Here is a 21550-nt window from a genome sequence, read left to right as displayed (position 1 = left end):
AGCACGACATGTCAGGACTCACCCATTTCGACGCCGCCGGCCATGCGCACATGGTCGACGTCGGCGGCAAGCAGGAAACCCAACGCATCGCGATCGCGCGCGGCACGATCCGGATGCTGCCGGCCACGTTCGCACTGATCCGCGACGGCAAGGCCAAGAAGGGCGACGTGCTCGGTGTCGCGCGCATCGCGGCCATCCAGGGCGCCAAGCGCACGGCCGACCTCATCCCGCTGTGCCACCCGCTCGCGCTGACGCGCGTGGCCGTCGATTTCGAGCTCGACGACGCGCTGCCGGGCGTCCACTGCGTCGCGCAGGTCGAGACGTTCGGCCGGACCGGCGTCGAGATGGAAGCGCTGACCGCCGTGCAGGTCGGGTTGCTGACCGTCTACGACATGTGCAAGGCCGTCGATCGCGGGATGGTGATCACCGACGTGAGCGTGCGCGAGAAACGCGGCGGGAAGTCGGGGGACTGGAAGGCGGAAGACGTCGCGGGTTGACCGCCAGCGGTAACAGCCGCCATTCACGGGGCAGCGCCGGCCGTAGCGATGCTCCGTTCGAACGATAAAAACCAGAAGAACACCTTACTCATGAAGAATCCCACGCTGAAATGCGCCGCGCCGCTGCTGTGCGCGCTCTTCCTGCTGCCGGCCGTCGCATCGGCCGCCGGCGCCTGCCCCGCCGCCGACACCGCCGCGCGCGCGGCCATCGACGCGCAGCACCGCGTACAGCAGATCCGCAATCCGCCGAGCGACGGGCCCGGCGTCGAGATTTCGCCGCCGCTGCGCGACGCGCTGCGTGCGTACAAGCAGGCGCTCGCCGGCGCGATCGATGCGCGGCTCGCCTGCAGTGACGAACAGGTCGACCCGGCCGCGCTGAAACGCACGCTCGCAGCCGCGCTCGGCGTGCCGGCCCGGCCCGTCCAGCCGAAAGACGGCGAATCGGCGTTCGGCCGCAATCCGGACGTCGACGTCGAACGCGGCGGCACGTCCCGCCCGTTGCTCTTCGTGCGCGCCGGCTTCGACATCGCATGCGGCGACGACAACCTGCTGACCGCCTACGCATGGGAAAACGGCGGCTGGCAGCGCGTGCTGCGCTGGCAGGCCGACGACTACAAGGACATCGGCGGCGCGTACGGCGGCGGCTTCTGGTTCTCGGCGCTGCCCGGCGGGCAGGTTGCGGTCGTCCACGGGACGCCGTGGTGCGCGTCGCGCTGGAGCCGGTTCGCCGCGGACGTGGTCGCACCGGCCGACGGCCCGACCGCGCAACGCGTGCTGTTCCATGCCGAGAACAGCTACGTGCTCGACGAAAACCCGATCCGGTTCAAGGTGCGCCCCGACGGCTTCGAGGTGCGCGCGACGGTCGGCTCGATGGACAGCGAAGTGTTGACGCGGCCAGGTGTCTTCCGCTATCGCGTCGACGGCGGCACCGTGCAGCGCGTACAACCCGTCGCGCTCAACGGCCGCGATTTCGTCGACGAATGGCTGAACGTGAACGATGCGCAGGCGCGCGAATGGAGCGAACCCGCCGCCGCGGCTGCCGCGCTGAAGGGCCGGCAGGCGTTCGACAAGGCCCGCAAGGCGCCCGGTACCGGGTTCGAGTACGGCCCGGTGCGTGGCTGCTCGGACAGCAAGGACCGCTTTCAGGTCGAACTCGATCTGACGGGCAACACCGGGGAGACGGTTGCGCGGCACTATGCGCAGATTCGCCAGGAACGCAACGGGTTCACGCTGCTCGGGCTGAGCACGGCGGCCGAGCCGGCTTGCCGCGGCGCGAACCTGATGCCGCGGCACTGAACGTCGGGCACGCGCGGCGACTTTCGGCGGCCGTGTGCCACGAAGGAACTGGCAGGAAACAATGCCGGGCGGCAACCGGCACGCACGCCGCGCCGCCCGCGCATCACTTGCCGCGCTGCGGCTCGAACACGAACGGTTGGGTCAGCAGGAACGGATTCGCGGTCGCGCCCGTCTGTACGCAGGTTGCGTGCGTCATCGCGTCGACGGCCGCGCGATCGGCCGCCGCATTACGGCTGCTCGTCGTCACGGTGACGTTCTGCGCTTCGCCGGACGTCGTCATCAGCGCGCGCACGAGCACGGTCGCCGGACGCGTGAGCGGCTTCGCGGTATCCGGATAGACGGCGCGCGGAATGTGGCAGGTCAGCTTGCTTTCCTGCGAAGACGACAGCATCGCGCAGCCGGAAAACAGCATCGCGACGGCGGGCAGGATCAGGTAGGTCGAGCGAATAGCCATGGTCGAATATCGTTCTTCAGCACTGTTGCGGACGAACGCGCCGCGCGCCGGGGAACATCGCCCGGTCGCATCGCATGCGTCACACCGCGCCGCGGCCATCGGACCGGCGCCCCGTTACGGCCGCACGGCCGATCGATGCTCGGCCGCGATCCTGCGTGGCGGACTTCCCGGGTGGCCCGGTGTTGCCGGTGTTCGCGTCGCCCCTGCCCCACACGGGCCGGCACGCGAGCGCTTTCGCGCATTGTGCACGCGCCGCCCGGCGAGCGGCGGCGATTTGACAATGGTTGACGCGAATCGCCGCGCCTTCAGCCGGAATCCGCGCAATCCACGAGGTAATCGATACGCGGCCGGATTCGCCCGGTTCACGCCGGGCGGTTGCGTTCGGCACGCGCCGCTGCTCTCGCACGGCACGGCCCCTGCCGGCATTCCCCGTTCCGGCAGGGGCCGCGCGTATCAATCCGAATCGTCGTCGTCCTCGTCGTCGGCCGCGTCGGCCGGAACTTCGCCGTATTTCGCGACGACCGCCGCCTTGAACGTCTTCAGCGCCGGCTGCTGGTCGCACAGCTTGTACAGCGCCGCCAGCTGTTGCGGCCAGTCCTTCAGCTCCTTCGCGAACACGTGCAGGCGCGCGACGGTGTCGAGCGCGTCGGCTTCGCGGCCGGCCAGTGCCTGCAGCACCGCATAGCGGCGCAGCACCGTCTCGCCGGGCAGCAGCGCGATCGCGCGCTCGTGCGCGGCGAGCTTGGCCGGCAGGTCGTCCGCCGAAATCGGGAGCAGCGTGGCCGCGCCGTATTCGCCCCAGGCGCCGAACAGCAACGACGGCGCGTCGCGGTATTGCGCGGCCGGATCGCTGCCGTAATACAGCACCTCCGCGCGCTGGTAATCGCGCAGCACGGGCACCGCCGCCAGCACGCCGCCGACCGACAGCACCGTGAACAGCCCGAAGGCTGCGCGCCCCGGCAGGAAACGCAGCGGCTTCACGTCAAGCAGCCCGATCACGAACATCGCCGGCAACAGGAAGAACATGTACTGCTGCGGATACTCGACCAGCGCATGCATCAGCAGGATGCCGATCAGCGCGAAGCCGAACACGCGCATGCTCGACTGCGGCGCGCGCACCGCACGCACGAACCACGTCACGAGCGCGACGACGAGCACGCCCAGGCCGACGAGGCCGGACTTCGCGAGCAGGTCGATGAAGATGTCGTGCGAGTTGTTCGCGATCTCGACGCCGCCCAGCGAGCGCACGAGCGCGAACTGGTGTGACGGGAACTCGCCCCAGCCGACGCCGAGCAGCGGGTGCTCGCGGAACATCGCGAGCCCGTACTTCCACAGTGCGAGGCGCGGCGCGATCTGCCCCGCGTCACGCATCCGGTCGGCCGCGGATTCCGCGAGGTTCAGGTGATAGTGCACGTTGGCCCAGCGCACCGCGACGTTCACCGCGATGAACGCCACCGCGAGCACGACCGGGATCAGCCACGCGCGCGCATTGCCCGGTGCTCGGCGCGTTTCGAGCCACGCCATCCAGAAGCCCGCGACGACCATCACCGCGACCTGCAGCCACGGCCCGCGCGACACCGTCAGCGCAAGGCCGACCGACAGTACGAGCGACAGCGCGAGCCACGCCCATACCGCGAGCCGGCGCGTCTGTACGAGATACAGCGCGCCCGCAAGCGCGAACGCGATGTAGCTGGCCAGATGGTTCGCCTGCGCCATGTTGCCGTACGGGCGGCGATCGACCGCGACGTTGTACATCACGACGAACGGCGACAGCGCCGACTCGAGGTGGAACAACTGCACGATCTGGGTGCCGACCGCGAACACGCCGCCGACGAGCAGCGCGCCGGCCATCATCCGCGACACGGCCTCGGCCAGCCCGTCGCGCGCGAGCGTAAAACCTGCCTGCATCGCGACCAGCGCGGCGGCGAGATAGCCGACCGCGAGCCAGTTCATCGACGGCACCTTGAGCGGAATCAGCGCGACCTGCGCGATGAGCACCACCGCGAACCCGAGCGGCGCAACGAATGCGGCCGGCGCGGCGAACGGTTCGGCCGGGCGACCGGTGCGCGCGAGCAGCACGACGGACACTCCCACCAGCAGATACAGCACCAGCGCGGAAAACTCGGAATAGAAGGTCGGGATCGGATACGTGTGATTCGTGATCGCGTACGGCACGATCAGGGCGACAGCCAGCGCAACGAGCGGCAACGAACGGGAAAAAGTAGAAGGCATGAGCGAACCGGATGTCAGCAACCGGCGCACTATACAAAACTTTCCCCCCTCTGTGCGGGGCCTTCGCGCCGCGCCGCGGCGCAGGGCGGCCGCCCCGGCCGACCGAAGCGGCGGCCAGCATGCTGCCCGTGCCGCCCTGCTCCGCTGCCGGCACTACGCGCGGCACTCCGCCGGCGCATATTTCGCAGGCAGCGTCGCGGCATCGCCCGGCAACGGCCCGGCTCCCGGCGCCGGCAGCGACGACGCGTCCTTGCCGGCGGCGAAGCACTCCCACGCGATCGCGCCGGCCTGCATCGCGCCCTTTTTGAGCGGCACGCGTGCGGTGGGCGCGTCGGCCTTGTCGGGCGCGGACGGCACGAGCACCAGCGTATTGGCGCCCGCCGCCGCAACGCGCGTGGTGAAGGCGACCGTGATCTGGCCGGTCTCGCCGTCGATCGCGACGGATTCGACGTTACGGGTCGCGGCCGGCGGGCTGTAGCCGCCGTCGAGGCCCGCGCCGCTCGCGGCGTTATCGGCGACGGCGAGCCGCGCGGACGACGCGAGCGCGAGCCCCTCGCCGACACGCGAGCGCGCAAGGTAATCCTGGTACGCGGGAATCGCATAGGCGGCGATCACGCCGACGATCGCGAGCACGATCATCAGTTCGATCAGCGTGAAGCCGGCCGGCCGCCAGCGCGGCGACGACCGGTTTGCGCGCCGCAGGTCGGCGGCAACACGACGGAACAGGGAAACGGAAAAGGCTTCGAACATGGCAGGCTCCGGAAACGAAAAACGCCTGCCGTTAAAGGCAGGCGTCTCGATCGTAGCCAGCAGGCCGCGAATCCGGCAGTCGGCCGGATGGCCAGTGTCAGTGTGCGCGCGGTGCGCCGCTGCGCCGCCTGAGCGCGTAACCGATCGCCACGACGAACAGCGCGCCCGCGATGCTCGCCCCGTAGAGCACCGGCTGCGTGTCGAGCACCGGCCAGCGGTCGCCGACCGGGTCGTTCACGATCAAGCCGCCCGCGATCCAGCCGAGCAGCCCGGCGCCGAGCGCCACGACGATCGGGAAACGGTCGAGCAGCTTCAGCACCAGCGTGCTGCCCCACACGATGATCGGCACGCTGACGACGAGCCCGAAGATCACGAGCGGGATCCGGTGCGACGGGTCGGCCTGCTCGGCCGCGCCGGCGATCGCGATCACGTTGTCGAGGCTCATCACCGCGTCGGCGATCACGATCGTCTTCACGGCGTCCCACAGCCGGCTGGCCGGCTTGATGTCGTCGTGCGCATCGGCGGCCGGCGCCATCAGCTTGATGCCGATCCACAGCAGCAGCAACCCGCCGCCGAACTTCAGGAACGGCACGTCGAGCAGCGCAACCGCGAACGTGATCAGCGCGACGCGCAGCAGGATCGCACCCGCGGTGCCCCAGACGACACCGCGCAGCCGCTGGTTCGCGGGCAGGTTGCGACATGCGAGCGCGATGACGACGGCGTTGTCGCCGCCGAGCAGGATATCGATGATGACGATCTGGAGCACGGCGCCCCAGTGCAGCGACGTCAGGAATTCGAGCATGGGGTGATGTGCAGGACAGTGGCGGCCTGGCAGGCGGCCGGGTTCATCGCCGGCACATGCACGACGCATGCCCGGTGGGTGCTTACGAATTCATTGCGCGAGCATAACAAAAAACGCCGGCTAGGCCGGCGTTTTTTGCAGGACGAACCCAGGGGGAAATATTACAGCGCCTTCTTCAGCAGACGGCCCATTTCCGACGGGTTGCGCGTGACGGTGATGCCGCACGCTTCCATGATTTCCAGCTTCGCTTCGGCCGTATCCGCACCGCCCGAGATCAGCGCGCCGGCGTGGCCCATGCGCTTGCCCGGAGGCGCCGTGACGCCAGCGATGAAGCCGACGACCGGCTTCTTCATGTTGTCCTTGATCCACTCGGCGGCATTGGCTTCGTCCGGACCGCCGATTTCGCCGATCATCACGACTGCGTCCGTATCCGGATCGTCGTTGAACATCTTCATCACGTCGATGTGCTTCAGACCGTTGATCGGGTCGCCGCCGATACCGACTGCCGACGACTGGCCGAGGCCCAGTGCCGTCAGCTGCGCGACGGCTTCATACGTCAGCGTGCCCGAACGCGACACGACGCCGATGCGGCCCTTGCGGTGGATGTGACCCGGCATGATGCCGATCTTCAGTTCGTCCGGCGTGATCGTGCCCGGGCAGTTCGGCCCGAGCAGCAGCGTCTTGCGGCCTTCGCGACGCATGCGGTCCTTCACTTCGATCATGTCGCGCACGGGGATGCCTTCCGTGATGCATATCGCGAGATCGAGGTCGGCTTCGACCGCTTCCCAGATCGCAGCAGCTGCGCCTGCCGGCGGAACGTAGATGACCGACACGGTCGCGCCGGTTTCTGCCTTCGCTTCCTTGACGCTCGCGTAGATCGGAATGCCTTCGAAATCTTCGCCGGCCTTCTTCGGGTTCACGCCCGCGACGAATGCTTCGCGGCCGTTTGCGTATTCACGGCAGGCGCGCGTATGGAACTGACCGGTCTTGCCGGTAATGCCCTGCGTGATGACCTTCGTGTCCTTGTTGATCAGAATCGACATGTATTTTGACCTCTGTTCGATTGGCGTCGCGTGCAAGCCGCGCCGCCATACCTATTCATTGAGCGCGCTTACTTGCCTGCGGCAGCCGCGACAACCTTCTGCGCAGCCTCTTCCATGCTGTCGGCCGAGATGATCGGCAGGCCCGAATCGGCCAGCATCTTCTTGCCGAGGTCTTCGTTCGTGCCCTTCATGCGCACGACGAGCGGCACGTTCAGGTTCACGGCCTTCGAACCGGCGATCACGCCTTCCGCGATCACGTCGCAGCGCATGATGCCGCCGAAGATGTTCACGAGGATCGCCTTCAGGTCCGGGTTCTTCAGCATCAGCTTGAACGCTTCCGTGACCTTCTCGGTCGTCGCGCCACCGCCGACGTCCAGGAAGTTCGCCGGTTCGCCGCCGAACAGCTTGATGGTGTCCATCGTTGCCATCGCGAGGCCTGCGCCGTTCACGAGGCAGCCGATGTTGCCGTCGAGCGAGATGTACGCGAGGTCGAACTTCGACGCTTCGATTTCAGCCGGATCTTCTTCGTCCAGGTCGCGGTACGCGACGATTTCCGGGTGACGGAACAGCGCGTTCGAGTCGAAGTTGAACTTCGCGTCGAGTGCGATGACCTTGCCGTCGCCGGAGACGTTCAGCGGGTTGATTTCAGCCAGCGATGCATCGGTTTCCCAGAATGCCTTGTACAGGCCTTGCAGGATCGCGCGCGCTTGCGGGATCGAAGCAGCCGGCACGCCGATCTTCGCGGCGAGGTCGTCTGCCTGGGCGTCGAGCAGGCCCGTCGACGGCTCGACGATGACCTTGTGGATCAGTTCCGGGTGCTTTTCGGCGACTTCCTCGATGTCCATGCCGCCTTCGCTCGAACCCATCAGGACGATCTTTTGCGAGATGCGGTCGACGACGAGGCTGACATACAGTTCCTGCTTGATGTCCGCGCCTTCTTCGATCATCAGACGGTTGACCTTCTGGCCTTCCGGACCGGTCTGGTGCGTGACGAGCTGCATGCCGAGGATCTGGTTCGCGTATTCGCGGACCTGCTCGATCGACTTCGCCACCTTCACGCCGCCGCCCTTGCCACGGCCACCCGCGTGAATCTGAGCCTTCACGACCCATACCGGGCCGCCGAGCTCTTCTGCCACCTTGACGGCCTCGTCAACCGAGAACGCCGGCTTGCCGCGCGGTACCGCGACTCCGAATTTCCGCAGGATTTCCTTACCCTGGTACTCGTGAATCTTCATGCGTGATTCCCTTCAGTCTGAGAGTTGGATGAAAAGTCGCTTTAGACGCTTCTTCGAATGATTTCCGTTCATTCCTTCGTGCTGCCATCACCGGGCAAATCCGGCCGAAGCGGGCCATACCACCGCGGGTAATACTGCCGCACGACCTCGCCGTCGAACCGCAACGCCCGGCAGCGGCCGAGCTGGAAAGGCGGTTCGGCGTGCACGTCGCCCTGATCCGGCCCTTCGCCGCCCTCCTCGCGCACGTTCCACACGTCACCGGCGAACGCCTGGATCGCGGCCGTCGGCAGCACGGCGCACAGTTCGGTGAGATGGGAACAGCCTGCGACGCCGGCGAGCAGCCGGTTCGCGTTGCGGCGGAAATTGCGGAAGAGGTTGAGCCCGATGAGGGCCCGATAGGCGGGGGAAGCGGATTGACAGTGACCGGGATAGGGAACCCATTCCGAAGACGCTTCGGCGTCGACGACATTGAGGTCACGATCGATAGTCACGCGCAGCCAGAGTTCGTGGATCGGCAGGCCCTGGGGCCGGATGCCCGACGCAAGCGCGACATCGCGCGGCTTGTGGTCGGTCAGGCAGGCTTCGATGTCCCACAAGCCGTCGCCGCGCTCGTAAGCTTCCGCTCGGATTGCGCGTCGATGTCGCAACTGACGGGGCACGGGCTCGGATAGCGGCATGCTGGAGGTTGAGGCCGAAGAGGAAAACCCACGGATTTTAGCATATTGGGTATTTGAGACACTTTGACGCGACGGCGGGTATTCCCGCCTGTCCGGAAGCAGTTGCGTTGCAGCAAAATCGCGCGCCACGCGCGCGATCGGCACGGTCAGTCGTCGATCGGGAAATCGTCGCCGACCTTCAGCAACTTCACGATGGTCGCGCTCGAGAAGCCCCGTGCGGCGAGAAAGCGCGCCTGCTTCGCCCGCTCGGCCGGTGTTTGCGGCAGTGCACCGAATTTCTTGCGCCAGACCGCCTGCGCACGTGCCCATTCGGTCTCGCGAAGCTGCGCGTTCACCTCTTCGACGAGCGTGTCGCCGACCGCATGGCGCTTCAGCTCGCTGACGATGCGTGCAACGCCGACACGCGACGCGCGGCGATGCACGAGACTCTCGGCAAAACGCGCATCGGACAGCCAGCCTTCCTGTTCCAGCGCATCGAGCACGGGTTCGACGGATTCGTCTTCGCCGACGTAGGGCGCGAGCTTGCGCGCGAGTTCCGCGCGGCTGTATTCACGCCTGGACAGATAGCCGAGCGCACGCCCCTTCAAGGACCGCGGCGGCTTCGACGACTTGCGTTCGCCGGTGGTGGGCGCATCACCGGAAGACGTGCCGGCAGAAGCGCCCGACGCTCGACGCGTGCGGCGCGGATGCTGGCTGCTGCGCGTGTAGACATCTTCCCTGGCCGGCGCCGACGCATCGGCTGTGCGATCGCCAGGGAAACTGACACCGGACACGCGACGACGAGAGCGGTCGTGCGCGTCGAACGATTCATCGTCGTCGAACGGATCGTCCGGTGCGGCAATCTCAAACGAAACGAGGGCATCGTCGGATGCCCTCGTCGCGGTGCGGTTCGCGGCATGGCTGCCCGCGATCCGCCGATCGGCGCTCGAGGATCCGGCTCGCCGGCCGGGACGACCCGCCGCTTCGGGCGCGTCGCTCTCCTCCGGCTCGCCAGCCTGACCTCGGCGCCCGACCATCACTCTTCTTCGTCCACCGCCTCGGCTTCGTTGCCTGCACCATCGGGCATTGCGACGACGCCGAGCGATTCGCGGATGCGGTTCTCGATCTCGCGCGCGATTTCCGGATTCTCGCGCAGGAATTCACGCGCGTTGTCCTTGCCCTGGCCGATCTTCTCGCCGTTGTAGCTGTACCAGGCGCCGGCCTTGTCGACGATCTTCGCCTGCACGCCGAGATCGATGATCTCGCCCTGACGCGAAATGCCTTCGCCGTACAGGATGTCGAAGATCGCTTCGCGGAACGGCGGCGACACCTTGTTCTTGACGACCTTCACGCGGGTTTCGTTGCCGATCACCTCGTCGTTCTTCTTGATCGAGCCGATCCGGCGGATGTCGAGACGCACCGACGCATAGAACTTCAGCGCGTTACCGCCCGTCGTGGTTTCCGGGTTGCCGAACATCACGCCGATCTTCATACGAATCTGGTTGATGAAGATCACGAGGCAGTTCGTGCGCTTGATCGTGCCGGTCAGCTTGCGCAGCGCCTGCGACATCAGGCGGGCCTGCAGGCCCGGCAGCGAATCGCCCATCTCGCCTTCGATTTCGGCCTTCGGCACGAGCGCCGCGACCGAGTCGATGACGATCATGTCGATGGAGCCCGAGCGCACCAGCGCATCGGTGATTTCCAGCGCCTGCTCGCCGGTGTCCGGCTGCGAAATCAGCAGCTCCGGCACATTCACGCCGAGCTTCGACGCGTACTGGACGTCGAGCGCGTGCTCGGCGTCGATGAACGCTGCGGTGCCGCCCAGCTTCTGCAGTTCGGCGATGACCTGCAGCGTGAGCGTGGTTTTACCGGACGATTCCGGGCCGTAGATCTCGACCACCCGGCCGCGCGGCAGGCCGCCGACGCCAAGCGCGATATCGAGGCCCAGCGAACCCGTGGAGACGACCTGGATATCTTCCGCCGCCTCGCCGTCGCCCATGCGCATGATCGAGCCCTTGCCGAACTGCTTCTCGATCTGGGCAAGCGCGGCGGCCAGCGCCTTGCTCTTCTCGGCGGTCATCCCGGAGCCCTTCTTGCTATCTTCCATGAATCGTCCTTTGCTATGATGAGCAGCGTCTGTCAGAGGCGCGCCCGCTTTCAAGCGCCGCCCACGAATGCAGACACTGTATAAAAAAACAGTGTTTTGTGCAAGCCCGCAATGCAGGCTGCGTTGTACACGAATAACTTCGGAGACAGCCGGCCGGCGCGAACGCCCCGCCGGCCATCGGTCAGCACCATGCGAATTCTCATCGCGGAAGACGACAGCATACTCGCGGACGGCCTCACCCGGTCACTCCGCCAATCGGGCTATGCGGTCGACCACGTGAAGAGCGGCGTCGATGCCGATACGGCACTGTCGATGCAGACGTTCGACCTGCTGATCCTCGACCTCGGGCTCCCGAAAATGTCCGGGCTCGACGTGCTCAAGCGCCTGCGCGCCCGCAATTCCAACCTCCCCGTGCTGATCCTGACGGCCGCCGACAGCGTCGACGAGCGCGTGAAGGGGCTCGACCTCGGCGCCGACGACTACATGGCGAAGCCGTTCGCGCTCAACGAGCTCGAGGCGCGCGTGCGCGCGCTGACCCGGCGCGGTGCGGGCGGCGGCCCGACCGTCGTGCGCCACGGCTCGCTCGCGTTCGACCAGGTCGGCCGTATCGCGTACGCGAACGATCGCGTGCTCGACCTCTCCGCGCGCGAGCTCGGCCTGCTCGAGGTGCTGCTGCAGCGGATCGGCCGGCTCGTGTCGAAGGAGCAGCTCGTCGACCATCTGTGCGAATGGGGCGAGGAAGTCAGCAACAACGCGATCGAAGTCTACGTGCACCGGCTGCGCAAGAAGATCGAACCCAGCGGCGTACGGATCTCGACCGTGCGCGGCCTCGGCTACTGCCTCGAGAAGGCCGCGCCGGCCACGCCCGCCGACTCGGCCGCGCCCCAGCCCGCGGTGGCCGGCACGCCGCTGCGCTGACCCCGGGCGTCGCCGCGATGGCCACGCCGGCCCCTACCCGCCACCCGACCGGCGCGCCGTCGTCGGCCGCCGACGAGGCGCGCGACGCGCGCTACGAGAACCCGTTCGCGCCGCCCGACGAAACCGATGCGCCCGAGGCGCCGCGCCCGCGCTCGCTGTTCGGCGAGATCCTCGACTGGATGCTCGCGCCGCTGCTGCTGCTGTGGCCGATGAGCATCGCCGTCACCTACCTCGTCGCGAAGACGATCGCGAACGGTCCGTTCGATCGCGCGCTCGAGACCAACGCGTACGTGCTCGCGCGGCAGATCCATCCGGTAAACGGCGTCGCCGAGCTGACGCTGCCGCAGCAGACGCGCGACTTCCTGCGCGCGGACAACGTCGACAGCGTCTATTTCCAGGTGCTCGGCACCCGCGGCGAACTGGTCGCGGGCGAAGCCGACATGCCGCTGCCGCGCGACGAGGACCGCCCGCCGCCGGGCGTCGTCATGTTCCGCGACGACCTGCTGCGCGGCAACGACGTGCGCGTCGCGTATACGACGGTCGCGCTGCCGCAATCGGACAGCGCACAGCCCGTGCTCGTGCAGGTCGGCGAAACGCTGGACAAGCGCAACGCGCTCGCGAACGACATCATCAAGGGCGTGATCCTGCCGCAGTTCGTGATCCTGCCGCTCGCGATCCTGCTGGTCTGGTTCGGGCTGTCGCGCGGGCTCGCGCCGCTCAACGCGCTGCAGGCGCACATCCGCGCGCGGCGGCCGGACGACCTGTCGCCGGTCGAGGCGCAGCGCGCGCCGCCCGAGATCGAGCCGCTCGTCACGTCGTTCAACGACCTGCTCGCCCGTCTCGAACAGAACATGGCGCTGCAAAAGCGCTTCATCGCCGACGCCGCCCACCAGATGAAGACGCCGCTCGCGGGCCTGCGCACGCAGGCCGAGTTCGCGCTGCGCCACCCCGTGCCGCCCGACGTGCAGCGCTCGCTCGAACAGATCGCGACGAGCTCCGAGCAGGCCGCGCGGCTCGTCACGCAACTGCTCGCGCTCGCGCGCGCCGAGAACCGTGCGAGCGGGCTGACGTTCGAGCCGGTCGAGATCGCCTCGCTCGCGCGGCGCGCGGTGCGCGACTGGGTGCAGGCCGCGCTCGCGAAACGCATGGATCTCGGCTACGAAGGCCCGCCGGACGACACGCCGCTCGACGTCGACGGCAACCCGGTGATGCTGCGCGAGATGCTCGGCAACCTGATCGACAACGCGATCCGCTACACGCCGGAAGGCGGCCGCATCACGGTGCGCGTGCGCGCCGAGCCCGCCGCGCGGTTCGTGCATCTCGAAGTCGAGGACACCGGGCCGGGCATCCCGGCCGCCGAACGCGAGCGCGTCGTCGAGCGCTTCTACCGGATCCTCGGCCGCGAAGGCGACGGCAGCGGCCTCGGGCTCGCGATCGTGCGCGAGATCGCCACGCAGCACGGCGGCACGCTGACGCTCGACGATCACGTCTACCAGCACGCCCCGCGCCTCGCCGGCACGCTCGTGCGCGTCAGCCTGCCGCTGACCGAAGCCGCCCCGGATTAACCCTGACGCGCGCCGCCGCAGGCTGCCCGGATTACGCCGAAATCGACGATTTCGGAGACGTTACGAGCACGATAGACACTAAAAGCCGAAACTTAGACGAAAGTTGACGCACATCTGCTTTGCAGACGCGAGTCAGTCCGCCGTAAGTTTCCCTACCAATAATCGTCAACAGGCCGGCCTCACCCAAGGCGGCCGCACACCTACAAAGGGACTTGGAGACGACTCATGGCAACGTTAGGCGGGCAAATTTCGCACTCGCCGATGACGGGTGAAGAGAAGAAGGTGATCTTCGCGTCGTCGCTCGGCACCGTGTTCGAGTGGTACGACTTTTACCTGGCCGGCTCGCTCGCGGCCTACATCAGCAAGAGCTTCTTCTCCGGCGTCAACCCGACCGCCGCCTTCATCTTCACGCTGCTCGGCTTCGCGGCCGGCTTCGCGGTGCGGCCGTTCGGCGCGATCGTGTTCGGCCGCCTCGGCGACCTCGTCGGCCGCAAGCACACGTTCCTCGTGACGATCGTGATCATGGGCATCTCGACCTTCGTGGTCGGCTTCCTGCCCGGCTACGCGTCGATCGGCATCGCCGCGCCCGTGATCTTCATCGCGATGCGGCTGTTGCAGGGTCTCGCGCTCGGCGGCGAGTACGGCGGCGCGGCGACCTACGTCGCCGAGCACGCGCCGGCCAACCGTCGAGGCTTCTACACCGCGTGGATCCAGACGACCGCCACGCTCGGCCTGTTCCTGTCGCTGCTCGTGATCCTCGGCGTGCGCACCTTCATCGGCGAGGAAGCGTTCGGCAGCTGGGGCTGGCGCGTGCCGTTCGTCGCGTCGATCCTGCTGCTCGCGGTGTCGGTGTGGATCCGGATGCAGTTGAACGAATCGCCGGTGTTCCTGCGCATCAAGGCGGAAGGCAAGACGTCGAAGGCGCCGCTGACCGAAGCGTTCGGCCAGTGGAAGAACCTGAAGATCGTGATCCTCGCGCTCGTCGGCCTGACCGCCGGCCAGGCCGTCGTGTGGTACACGGGCCAGTTCTACGCGCTGTTCTTCCTCACGCAGACGCTGAAGGTGGACGGGGCGAGCGCGAACATCCTGATCGCGATCGCGCTGCTGATCGGCACGCCGTTCTTCCTGTTCTTCGGTTCGCTGTCGGACAAGATCGGCCGCAAGCCGATCATCCTCGCGGGCTGCCTGATCGCGGCACTGACCTACTTCCCGCTGTTCAAGGCGCTCACGCACTACGCGAACCCGCAGCTCGAGATCGCCACGCAGAAGTCACCGATCACGGTCATCGCCGATCCGGCCGCCTGTTCGTTCCAGTTCAACCCGGTGGGTACGTCGAAGTTCACGAACTCGTGCGACATCGCGAAGAGCGCGCTCGCGAAAGCCGGCCTGAACTACGAGAACGTCGCGGCACCGGCCGGCGCGACGGCGCAGATCAAGGTGGGCGACACGGTGATCCCGGCCTACGAAGGCAAGGCGGCCGACGCGAAGGCGCAGGGCGCGGCGTTCGACAAGACGCTCGGGTCGACGCTGAAGGCGGCCGGCTACCCGGCCAAGGCGGACCCGGCGCAGCTCAACTGGCCGATGACGATCGTGATCCTGACGATCCTCGTGATCTACGTGACGATGGTCTACGGCCCGATCGCCGCGATGCTGGTCGAGATGTTCCCGACGCGGATCCGCTACACGTCGATGTCGCTGCCCTACCACATCGGCAACGGCTGGTTCGGCGGCTTCCTGCCGGCCACCGCGTTCGCGATCGTCGCGGCGAAGGGCGACATCTACTCGGGCCTCTGGTATCCGATCGTGATCGCGCTGGCCACGTTCGTGATCGGCCTGCTGTTCGTCAAGGAGACGAAGGACTCGAACATCTACGCGCAGGATTGAGGGTGGAGGGCGGCACGGGCCGCCGGCAACTTTTTTCGCGGAAGATGAAAAAAGGTGTTGACAGCCCGAGCATCGATCTACATAATTCAACTCTTCGGCGAATTAGCTCAGTCGGTTAGAGCGACGGAATCATAATCCGCAGGTCCGGGGTTCGAGTCCCTGATTCGCCACCAAATGCGAGAGCCGCTGTTTCGAAAGAAGCAGCGGCTTTTTCATTTTTCCGATGTCACGGCAAGTGGCACGGATGATCGAAATTCCCCGCCCGCGACGCGATCGCCACGGCACCTGGTATCTCCGGGTCGCCCTCAGTCCCTTCAAGCTGCGCTCAGCACCCGGCGACCTAAACAACATCAATCTCAACGAACGCATCATCAACGCCTGTACGCGGTGATACCGAACGGCGCAAAAATCGATACCCCGCGCAATGCCGCCCGGCACACCGCAGTACGCACACGACACCGCACTTAGAATCGGTACGTCCAAATTCCCGCTGCATCCAGGCATAACGTCAATGAGAAGACGCCTCGCATGCTTCCTGTCGATTCTGATCGGCATCGCAACCCCGCTCGCCTGCCAGGCCGACCCGCTGCCAGACACCACTGTCGACGGCCTGCATTGGAGATTCGAGCAACTGCACGACACCGGGCACGACGACGATTACGAAGTAGCCGCCCGTCGAGGCGAACAGGTGCTGATCTGGGACAACGGCAAGAACCGGCAAGCTTATGCGGAAGCCGTGTTCCTGCTGGTCTCCGCTCCCTATGACCAGGTGCAGCCGCTCGTGGAGCGCGTGCTGCAACGGACGAGCCCGGTCAAGGCCAGTGCCAATAGCTGGCAGTTGCAGAATTTGCCGGACCCCTGGAGCCATGTCCTGTTGTCGCGCCGGCCAGACCTGCGCGCAGCCATCGCCGACCATGCGACCCTGCCGAAACTGCAGCAGGCGCTGCAACAAGGCGCAATCACCCGGCAGGAACTGGACTGGCGCATGGATCAGGCTCGGGCCCGCGTCGACCGGCTGTCCCGCGGCTCCGGCCTGCCCGCGCTGCAACCCACCTACGCGTTCTGGGAAGCCCGCCAGGATCATAGCGACGGCATCACCGGCCAGTACCGGAGCGCGCTGTTCGTCAGGGTGCAGGACACAAGCGCCCTATTCGGGCATCCGGCGACGGTCGTTCAGTTCGGTCGCATCGACTCCCGGCCCAACCCCGACTACAGCCTGTGGAAAGCATTGACACTCCAGGACCTGGACATGTTCAGCGGCAACCGGACGCAATCCAGCAGGACCGGCATCTCCGTCGTCCCGGCCGACGTGTTCACGGCATTGACCGACGCGTTGTCCGCACTGCCGGCCACGCTGGAAATCGCCACGTCGCCCGCTGCATGGCAGTTGCCCTCGGCACCGTCGATGCCGCCCCCCGCCATCAAGCCGGTGGCGCCGGACCCGAGCGCCCCGGTAATCAAGCCGTCGATCATCCGCTGGGACAAGTTCGTGACCGACCCGTCGCAACGCACGTTGCTGTACCCGCACGACATCCTCGGCCTGCCGGATGGCAGCCTGCTGTTCAGCGCCCAGGTGGCCGACAACCGCGGCTGGAACGAGTACGTGTGGCGGCTGCGCGCGGCCAACGGCGCGTTGCAGGCGGACGAAATCTGGCACGGCAAGGAGGGGCCGCGACAGATGATGATCAACGGCGACGGCAGCGCCGTCTGGTTCGACGGCCAGCCCGACGCCAAGAGCAAGCCAAGCCTGTACCGATACGACATCGCGAGCAGCAAGGTCGATCGTCATGAAGTCGTCTGGCCGAGCGAGACCGATTGGCGAGACCATCAGATGAGCGATATGTCCTGGATTCTCGATGACGATCTGCCGGCCAATTTCTGGCATGACCTCCGGCATGGCGAGAAGGACGCGAATCCGGTCGGCTCCGCGTTCCTGACCGTGCAGCGCCCGGCGTCACCGCCGCCGGGCAACGACGATCCATGGCCGTTCGTCACGACGCTTTCGTCGGTACGCCAGTCGCTGATGGACGAGATCAGCAACGGCAGCAATGCGCTGATCTGGCCGGTACGCTGGCGGCCTTCCGGGAGCTACTGGACGGAGGATTCGCAAGGGCTCGCCGAGTTGGACGCCCGCACCGGCCGCACGCTGCGTACGATCGTGTTGCCCCAGCGCTTCGGCGCGCCGGATTCCGTCAGCGCCGCCGGCATCGCTCATTGGGCGCCCAAGCCGCTCGGCTCGCCGCAGGGTCAATGGATCGCGACAGGCTTCGAGCTGTTGCTCGACGACGACGGCAGCATGCCACCTCCCGTGAAGGCCCCGGGTCCGAAACGGGCGCGCTTCGTCGGCATGCATGTGGTGGATCTCAAGAACGGGCACGTAACGTCGGCCCTGCTGGGCGCTGCCGACACCTTCAAGGCCGCCGCCCGTTCGGCAAACGGTCGCTTCCTTGCGATGGGTACGACCTGCAAAGCGGGCGGCTGGCAACATCGCGTGGCACTCTGGGATGTCGCACAGGGCCGCACGCCCGTGCAGCTTGACGCATCGTCGCTACCCAAAAACAGCGAGATCCAGGCGCTGGCCTTTTCGTGGGACGGTTCTGCGCTGTGGGCAATCGGCACGCGCGAACTGATGCTGTGGAAATTGCCCGCCGCACTGCGCGATCGCGCGGGGCAAGGCGCTGTTCCGGATCAATCCCGCAACTGAAACCGCGGCATCGACACGCGGCTTTTCCGGGACGCCAACACCGCGGTGACCGGCGGCACGGCCACCCCGGCCGCACCCCGGCGCCTCACGCCGCCACCGCCCCTCGCTGCAGCTTCGCCGCCTGCGCCCCCACCCGCCCGCGCCAGTTCTCCCCGCCTTCCAGCGACGGCGTCGCCTCGAACACCTCCGCGACCCAGTCGGCGAACACGCGCACCTTCTGCGACAGGTGCCGGTTGTGCGGATACACGATCGAAATCGGCTTCGGCTTCGGATTGCAGTCAGGCAGCACCTCGACCAGCGAGCCGTCGAGCAGGTTCGGCAGCACCATGAACAGCGTCGGCTGGATCATCCCGAACCCTTCGAGCCCGCACGTCACGTAGGCATCCGAATCGTTGACCGTGACGCTGCCGTTCATCCGCACCTCGAACGGCTTGCCGTCGATCATGAACACCCACGGAATCGCACGCGCGCCGTGGCTCGCACGGAAATTCACCGCGTGATGGTCGGCGAGATCGGCAATCTCGTGCGGCTCGCCGTGACGCGCGAGGTAGTCGGGCGACGCGCAGGTCACGCGCTTCAGCATCCCGATCCGCCGCGCGACCATCGACGAATCCTCGAGCGGCCCGACCCGGATCATGCAGTCGATGCCCTCCTCGACCGGATCCACGTAGCGGTCGGAGAGCCCCAGTTCGAGCGTGATGTCGGGGTAGCGCTGCCGGAAAATCGACAGCGACGGCAGCACGATGCGCCGCCCGAGCGAACTCGGCATGTGGACACGCAGCACGCCGCTCGGCTTGCGGTTGCCCGTCTGGAAACTCGCGTCGGCCTCCGCGATCTCCGAGATGATCTTCGTGCAATGCTCGTAGTACGCCGCGCCTTCCGGCGTGAGCGACAGCCTGCGTGTCGTCCGGTGCATCAGGCGCACGCCCAGCAGCGCCTCGAGGTTCTGAATGATGGTCGTCACCGACGCGCGCGGCATCGCGAGCGTGTCGGCCGCGCGTGTGAAGCTGTTCGCGTCGACCACACGGGTAAAAACTTCCATTGCCTGGATTCGGTCCATGCTGCTCCCCCTTCGAATCGCCAACGGAACAGAATAGAGCGCGCGACGGGCACGGCACAAGCCCCCGTCCATTGTTCTCTGATCCTGAATAGTTCCTGCGTTTCGGACTGGAAAGCGATCGATTTCCGTTCAGTTTCACTCGGCGATCGTTCCGGCCCCGAGCGCAGCCGCACGCCGTGCGTTATCGCACGAAGCGCTCGCGATAGCCTTGCGGCGACACGCCCAGCACCCGCACGAAACAGCGTCGCAGCGTCTCCTCGGAGCCGAAGCCGCAACGCGCGGCGATCCGCTTGACGGGCCATGCCGTTTCGCCGAGCAGGCGCTGCGCGGCCTCGACGCGGAGCTGCTCGACCGCGCGCGCGGGGGTGCGGCCGGTGCCCGCGCGGTAGTGGCGCACGAAGCTGCGCTCGCTCATGCTTGCGCGCTCGGCCAGCGCGGGCACCGACAGGTCGGCCGTCAGGTGCTCGGCCATCCACGCATGCAGTTCGCCGAACCGGTCGTCGGTGCGCTGCATCGACAGCATCGTGCTGAACTGCGCCTGTCCGCCCGGGCGCTTCAGGAACACGACGAGTTCGCGCGCGACGTCGAGCGCGGTCGCCCGCCCCAGGTCCTCCTCGACCAGCGCGAGCGCGAGATCGATGCCGGCCGTCACGCCGGCCGAGGTCCACAGCGCGCCTTCGCGGATGAAGATCGGATCGGATTCGACGCGCACGTTCGGATAGCGCGCCGCGAACTCGTCGCAGCGCGCCCAGTGCGTGACCGCACGGCGCCCGTCGAGCAGGCCGGCCTCGGCGAGCAGGAATGCGCCGGTGCAGACGGACGCGACGCGCCGCGTGCGCGCCGCCTGCTGCCGCACCCAGCGCACCAGCCGCGCATCCCGGGATGCCGCATGCACGCCCTTGCCGCCGGCGACGATCAGCGTATCGGGATGGCGTGCGGCCGAGCGCAGCGACTCGGCCATCACGACGAGACCCGACGACGTCTCGACGGGCCCGGCCTCGGCCGCGACGACACGCGGCGCGTAGGGCGCCGGCTGGCCGCGCTCCTGCGCGAGCTCGTTGACGGACGCAAACACCTGCAGCGGCCCCGATACGTCGAGCAGCTGGGCACGAGGGAACGCGAGAACCAGGATCGAACGCGGGGCGGCAGGCATGGCGATTGGCTGAAAACGTGGGTGATATGGCAATTTCGCCAAACACTACGCGCCTAGAATCGATCTGTCCATCCCGCGCCGGCAACGGTGCGCCCCCCCTTCCAACCGGAGTCTTCGCATGACCCTGCATATCGGCTTTCTCGTGTTCCCGGGCGTCCAGCAACTCGATCTCACCGGCCCGCACGACGTGCTCGCGTCGCTGCCCGACGCGGCCGTCCACCTGGTCTGGAAGTCGCGCGACACCGTCGCGTCGAGCAGCGGGCTCGCGCTCGCGCCGACCTGCACGTTCGACGATTGCCCGCCGCTCGACGTGATCTGCATTCCGGGCGGCATCGGGATCAACGAACTGCTGCTCGATGCCGAAACGATCGCCTTCGTGCAGCAGCGCGCGGCCACCGCGCGCTACGTGACGTCGGTCTGCACGGGCGCGCTGCTGCTCGGCGTGGCCGGCCTGCTGCGCGGGCGGCGCGCGACGACGCACTGGGCGTTCCACACGCTGCTCGAACCGCTCGGCGCGGTGCCGGTGCGCGAGCGCGTGGTGCGCGACGGCAACCTGATCACGGGCGGCGGCGTCACGGCCGGCATCGACTTCGCGTTGACGATCGCCGCGGAACTGGCCGGCGACGAGGAAGCGCAGGCGATCCAGCTGCAACTCGAGTACGCGCCCGCGCCGCCGTTCGACGCCGGTTCGCCGGACACCGCGCCGGCAGCCGTCGTGAAGCGCGTCACCGAACGTTCGGCGGCCGGTTTCGCGAAGCGCAAGGCGACGATCGAACAGGCGCTGCGCGCGATGTCGCGCTGAATGCGGATACGTAGAAATTGCCTCGACGACTGAAAGACGACGCGCACTCGCGCCGGAGAACATATCGATGAACATCGTCCGCAGCGCCGCGTTCACCGCGGACCGTGCGTGGGGCGCGCTCGACATCGCGAACCTGGGGGGCATCACGGTTCGCCTGCACTGGACCGACCAGCCGTATCGATGGCACGTGAACGACGGCGAGGAAGTGTTCGCGGTGCTCGACGGTCGCGTCGAGATGCGTTATCGGGAAGCAGGCGTCGAGCACGCGACGGTGCTCGAAACGGGTGACGTGTTCCACGCGACGGCCGGCACCGAGCACGTCGCGCATCCGCTCGGCGAAGCACGCATCCTCGTGATCGAAACCGAAGGCAGCGTCTGACGGCCGTTGGCCG

The 21550-nt window shown here is 67.2% G+C and carries 19 protein-coding genes and 1 tRNA gene; 9 read left to right on the top strand and 11 right to left on the bottom strand.

Going from position 1 to position 21550, the window contains the following annotated elements:
• Nucleotides 1–8: 8 nt before the first annotated feature.
• Together moaC and ABIC51_RS23850 are read left to right on the top strand one after the other, a co-directional pair.
• Nucleotides 9–497: a cyclic pyranopterin monophosphate synthase MoaC gene (moaC, locus tag ABIC51_RS23855; RefSeq protein ID WP_027789220.1), complete on the top strand. Its 489-nt coding sequence runs from the start codon at nucleotides 9–11 to the stop codon at nucleotides 495–497.
• Nucleotides 498–587: 90 nt separating this feature from the next.
• The gene (locus ABIC51_RS23850; protein WP_175852506.1) at nucleotides 588–1793 is read left to right on the top strand and encodes a hypothetical protein; all 1206 of its coding nucleotides are present in this window, start codon (nucleotides 588–590) and stop codon (nucleotides 1791–1793) included.
• 103 nt (nucleotides 1794–1896) lie between these two features.
• On the opposite strand, the gene ABIC51_RS23845 is transcribed toward ABIC51_RS23850, so the two are convergent.
• The 9 genes from ABIC51_RS23845 to recA all read right to left on the bottom strand — a co-directional run bounded on the left by ABIC51_RS23845 (nucleotide 1897) and on the right by recA (nucleotide 11072).
• Nucleotides 1897–2247, bottom strand: coding sequence for a TonB family protein (locus ABIC51_RS23845; protein WP_060083077.1), 351 nt, complete (start codon nucleotides 2245–2247; stop codon nucleotides 1897–1899).
• A 453-nt stretch (nucleotides 2248–2700) separates the two neighbouring features.
• Nucleotides 2701–4479 (bottom strand): PglL family O-oligosaccharyltransferase, encoded by a 1779-nt coding sequence (locus ABIC51_RS23840; protein ID WP_027789217.1) that lies wholly within the window; start codon nucleotides 4477–4479, stop codon nucleotides 2701–2703.
• A 153-nt stretch (nucleotides 4480–4632) separates the two neighbouring features.
• Nucleotides 4633–5229 (bottom strand): pilin, encoded by a 597-nt coding sequence (locus ABIC51_RS23835; RefSeq protein WP_027789216.1) that lies wholly within the window; start codon nucleotides 5227–5229, stop codon nucleotides 4633–4635.
• A 97-nt stretch (nucleotides 5230–5326) separates the two neighbouring features.
• Nucleotides 5327–6031, bottom strand: coding sequence for a TerC family protein (locus ABIC51_RS23830; protein ID WP_027789215.1), 705 nt, complete (start codon nucleotides 6029–6031; stop codon nucleotides 5327–5329).
• Between the two features lie 161 nt (nucleotides 6032–6192).
• Nucleotides 6193–7074 carry a succinate--CoA ligase subunit alpha gene (gene sucD, locus ABIC51_RS23825; protein ID WP_006477916.1) on the bottom strand — a complete coding sequence of 294 codons (882 nt, stop codon included), beginning with the start codon at nucleotides 7072–7074 and terminating at the stop codon, nucleotides 6193–6195.
• A gap of 68 nt (nucleotides 7075–7142) precedes the next feature.
• On the bottom strand, nucleotides 7143–8309 hold the full coding sequence (gene sucC, locus ABIC51_RS23820; protein WP_006755512.1) for an ADP-forming succinate--CoA ligase subunit beta: 1167 nt from the start codon (nucleotides 8307–8309) through the stop codon (nucleotides 7143–7145).
• Nucleotides 8310–8377: 68 nt separating this feature from the next.
• Nucleotides 8378–8986: a DUF2889 domain-containing protein gene (locus ABIC51_RS23815; RefSeq protein ID WP_060083079.1), complete on the bottom strand. Its 609-nt coding sequence runs from the start codon at nucleotides 8984–8986 to the stop codon at nucleotides 8378–8380.
• Nucleotides 8987–9132: 146 nt separating this feature from the next.
• A complete protein-coding gene (recX, locus tag ABIC51_RS23810; RefSeq protein ID WP_091923660.1) occupies nucleotides 9133–10002 on the bottom strand; it encodes a recombination regulator RecX in 870 nt (289 codons plus the stop codon).
• Entirely contained in the window at nucleotides 10002–11072 is a 1071-nt protein-coding gene (recA, locus tag ABIC51_RS23805; RefSeq protein WP_021160193.1) for a recombinase RecA, read from the bottom strand. Before recA ends, recX begins: the two co-directional genes overlap by 1 nt.
• A gap of 189 nt (nucleotides 11073–11261) precedes the next feature.
• Between recA and ABIC51_RS23800 the strand changes: the two genes are divergently transcribed.
• From ABIC51_RS23800 to ABIC51_RS23780, 5 genes are all read left to right on the top strand, one after another.
• On the top strand, nucleotides 11262–11990 hold the full coding sequence (locus ABIC51_RS23800; RefSeq protein WP_059649778.1) for a response regulator transcription factor: 729 nt from the start codon (nucleotides 11262–11264) through the stop codon (nucleotides 11988–11990).
• Between the two features lie 17 nt (nucleotides 11991–12007).
• Nucleotides 12008–13555: a sensor histidine kinase gene (locus tag ABIC51_RS23795; protein ID WP_060174912.1), complete on the top strand. Its 1548-nt coding sequence runs from the start codon at nucleotides 12008–12010 to the stop codon at nucleotides 13553–13555.
• A 225-nt stretch (nucleotides 13556–13780) separates the two neighbouring features.
• Nucleotides 13781–15439 carry an MFS transporter gene (locus ABIC51_RS23790; RefSeq protein ID WP_059699958.1) on the top strand — a complete coding sequence of 553 codons (1659 nt, stop codon included), beginning with the start codon at nucleotides 13781–13783 and terminating at the stop codon, nucleotides 15437–15439.
• Between the two features lie 96 nt (nucleotides 15440–15535).
• Nucleotides 15536–15612, top strand: a tRNA-Met gene (locus tag ABIC51_RS23785).
• A gap of 338 nt (nucleotides 15613–15950) precedes the next feature.
• Nucleotides 15951–18143, top strand: coding sequence for a WD40 repeat domain-containing protein (locus tag ABIC51_RS23780; protein ID WP_354006652.1), 2193 nt, complete (start codon nucleotides 15951–15953; stop codon nucleotides 18141–18143).
• 85 nt (nucleotides 18144–18228) lie between these two features.
• Here the strand turns inward: ABIC51_RS23780 and ABIC51_RS23775 are convergent, their stop codons facing one another.
• Both ABIC51_RS23775 and ABIC51_RS23770 read right to left on the bottom strand, forming a co-directional pair.
• Nucleotides 18229–19203, bottom strand: a complete 975-nt coding sequence (locus ABIC51_RS23775; RefSeq protein WP_027789208.1) for a LysR family transcriptional regulator — start codon at nucleotides 19201–19203, stop codon at nucleotides 18229–18231.
• A 181-nt stretch (nucleotides 19204–19384) separates the two neighbouring features.
• Nucleotides 19385–20356 carry a GlxA family transcriptional regulator gene (locus ABIC51_RS23770; RefSeq protein WP_060174909.1) on the bottom strand — a complete coding sequence of 324 codons (972 nt, stop codon included), beginning with the start codon at nucleotides 20354–20356 and terminating at the stop codon, nucleotides 19385–19387.
• Between the two features lie 118 nt (nucleotides 20357–20474).
• Between ABIC51_RS23770 and ABIC51_RS23765 the strand changes: the two genes are divergently transcribed.
• Nucleotides 20475–21158, top strand: coding sequence for a DJ-1/PfpI family protein (locus ABIC51_RS23765; RefSeq protein ID WP_021160187.1), 684 nt, complete (start codon nucleotides 20475–20477; stop codon nucleotides 21156–21158).
• A gap of 67 nt (nucleotides 21159–21225) precedes the next feature.
• Nucleotides 21226–21537 (top strand): cupin domain-containing protein, encoded by a 312-nt coding sequence (locus ABIC51_RS23760; RefSeq protein ID WP_059523457.1) that lies wholly within the window; start codon nucleotides 21226–21228, stop codon nucleotides 21535–21537.
• Nucleotides 21538–21550: the final 13 nt, after the last annotated feature.

This window comes from Burkholderia sp. 572, assembly GCF_040545135.1.
In the GTDB taxonomy this organism is placed as follows: domain Bacteria; phylum Pseudomonadota; class Gammaproteobacteria; order Burkholderiales; family Burkholderiaceae; genus Burkholderia; species Burkholderia cepacia.
Note: the sequence above shows the minus strand (reverse complement) of the source record. Positions and strands in the feature narration are given on the sequence as shown.

Excerpts from the sequence above, each read along its gene's own strand:
- moaC (WP_027789220.1), top strand. The coding sequence starts at position 9 with ATGTCAGGACTCACCCATTTCGACGCCGCCGGCCATGCGCACATGGTC.
- ABIC51_RS23850 (WP_175852506.1), top strand. The coding sequence starts at position 588 with ATGAAGAATCCCACGCTGAAATGCGCCGCGCCGCTGCTGTGCGCGCTC.
- ABIC51_RS23845 (WP_060083077.1), bottom strand. The coding sequence starts at position 2,247 with ATGGCTATTCGCTCGACCTACCTGATCCTGCCCGCCGTCGCGATGCTG.
- ABIC51_RS23840 (WP_027789217.1), bottom strand. The coding sequence starts at position 4,479 with ATGCCTTCTACTTTTTCCCGTTCGTTGCCGCTCGTTGCGCTGGCTGTC.
- ABIC51_RS23835 (WP_027789216.1), bottom strand. The coding sequence starts at position 5,229 with ATGTTCGAAGCCTTTTCCGTTTCCCTGTTCCGTCGTGTTGCCGCCGAC.
- ABIC51_RS23830 (WP_027789215.1), bottom strand. The coding sequence starts at position 6,031 with ATGCTCGAATTCCTGACGTCGCTGCACTGGGGCGCCGTGCTCCAGATC.
- sucD (WP_006477916.1), bottom strand. The coding sequence starts at position 7,074 with ATGTCGATTCTGATCAACAAGGACACGAAGGTCATCACGCAGGGCATT.
- sucC (WP_006755512.1), bottom strand. The coding sequence starts at position 8,309 with ATGAAGATTCACGAGTACCAGGGTAAGGAAATCCTGCGGAAATTCGGA.
- ABIC51_RS23815 (WP_060083079.1), bottom strand. The coding sequence starts at position 8,986 with ATGCCGCTATCCGAGCCCGTGCCCCGTCAGTTGCGACATCGACGCGCA.
- recX (WP_091923660.1), bottom strand. The coding sequence starts at position 10,002 with ATGGTCGGGCGCCGAGGTCAGGCTGGCGAGCCGGAGGAGAGCGACGCG.
- recA (WP_021160193.1), bottom strand. The coding sequence starts at position 11,072 with ATGGAAGATAGCAAGAAGGGCTCCGGGATGACCGCCGAGAAGAGCAAG.
- ABIC51_RS23800 (WP_059649778.1), top strand. The coding sequence starts at position 11,262 with ATGCGAATTCTCATCGCGGAAGACGACAGCATACTCGCGGACGGCCTC.
- ABIC51_RS23795 (WP_060174912.1), top strand. The coding sequence starts at position 12,008 with ATGGCCACGCCGGCCCCTACCCGCCACCCGACCGGCGCGCCGTCGTCG.
- ABIC51_RS23790 (WP_059699958.1), top strand. The coding sequence starts at position 13,781 with ATGGCAACGTTAGGCGGGCAAATTTCGCACTCGCCGATGACGGGTGAA.
- ABIC51_RS23780 (WP_354006652.1), top strand. The coding sequence starts at position 15,951 with ATGAGAAGACGCCTCGCATGCTTCCTGTCGATTCTGATCGGCATCGCA.
- ABIC51_RS23775 (WP_027789208.1), bottom strand. The coding sequence starts at position 19,203 with ATGGACCGAATCCAGGCAATGGAAGTTTTTACCCGTGTGGTCGACGCG.
- ABIC51_RS23770 (WP_060174909.1), bottom strand. The coding sequence starts at position 20,356 with ATGCCTGCCGCCCCGCGTTCGATCCTGGTTCTCGCGTTCCCTCGTGCC.
- ABIC51_RS23765 (WP_021160187.1), top strand. The coding sequence starts at position 20,475 with ATGACCCTGCATATCGGCTTTCTCGTGTTCCCGGGCGTCCAGCAACTC.
- ABIC51_RS23760 (WP_059523457.1), top strand. The coding sequence starts at position 21,226 with ATGAACATCGTCCGCAGCGCCGCGTTCACCGCGGACCGTGCGTGGGGC.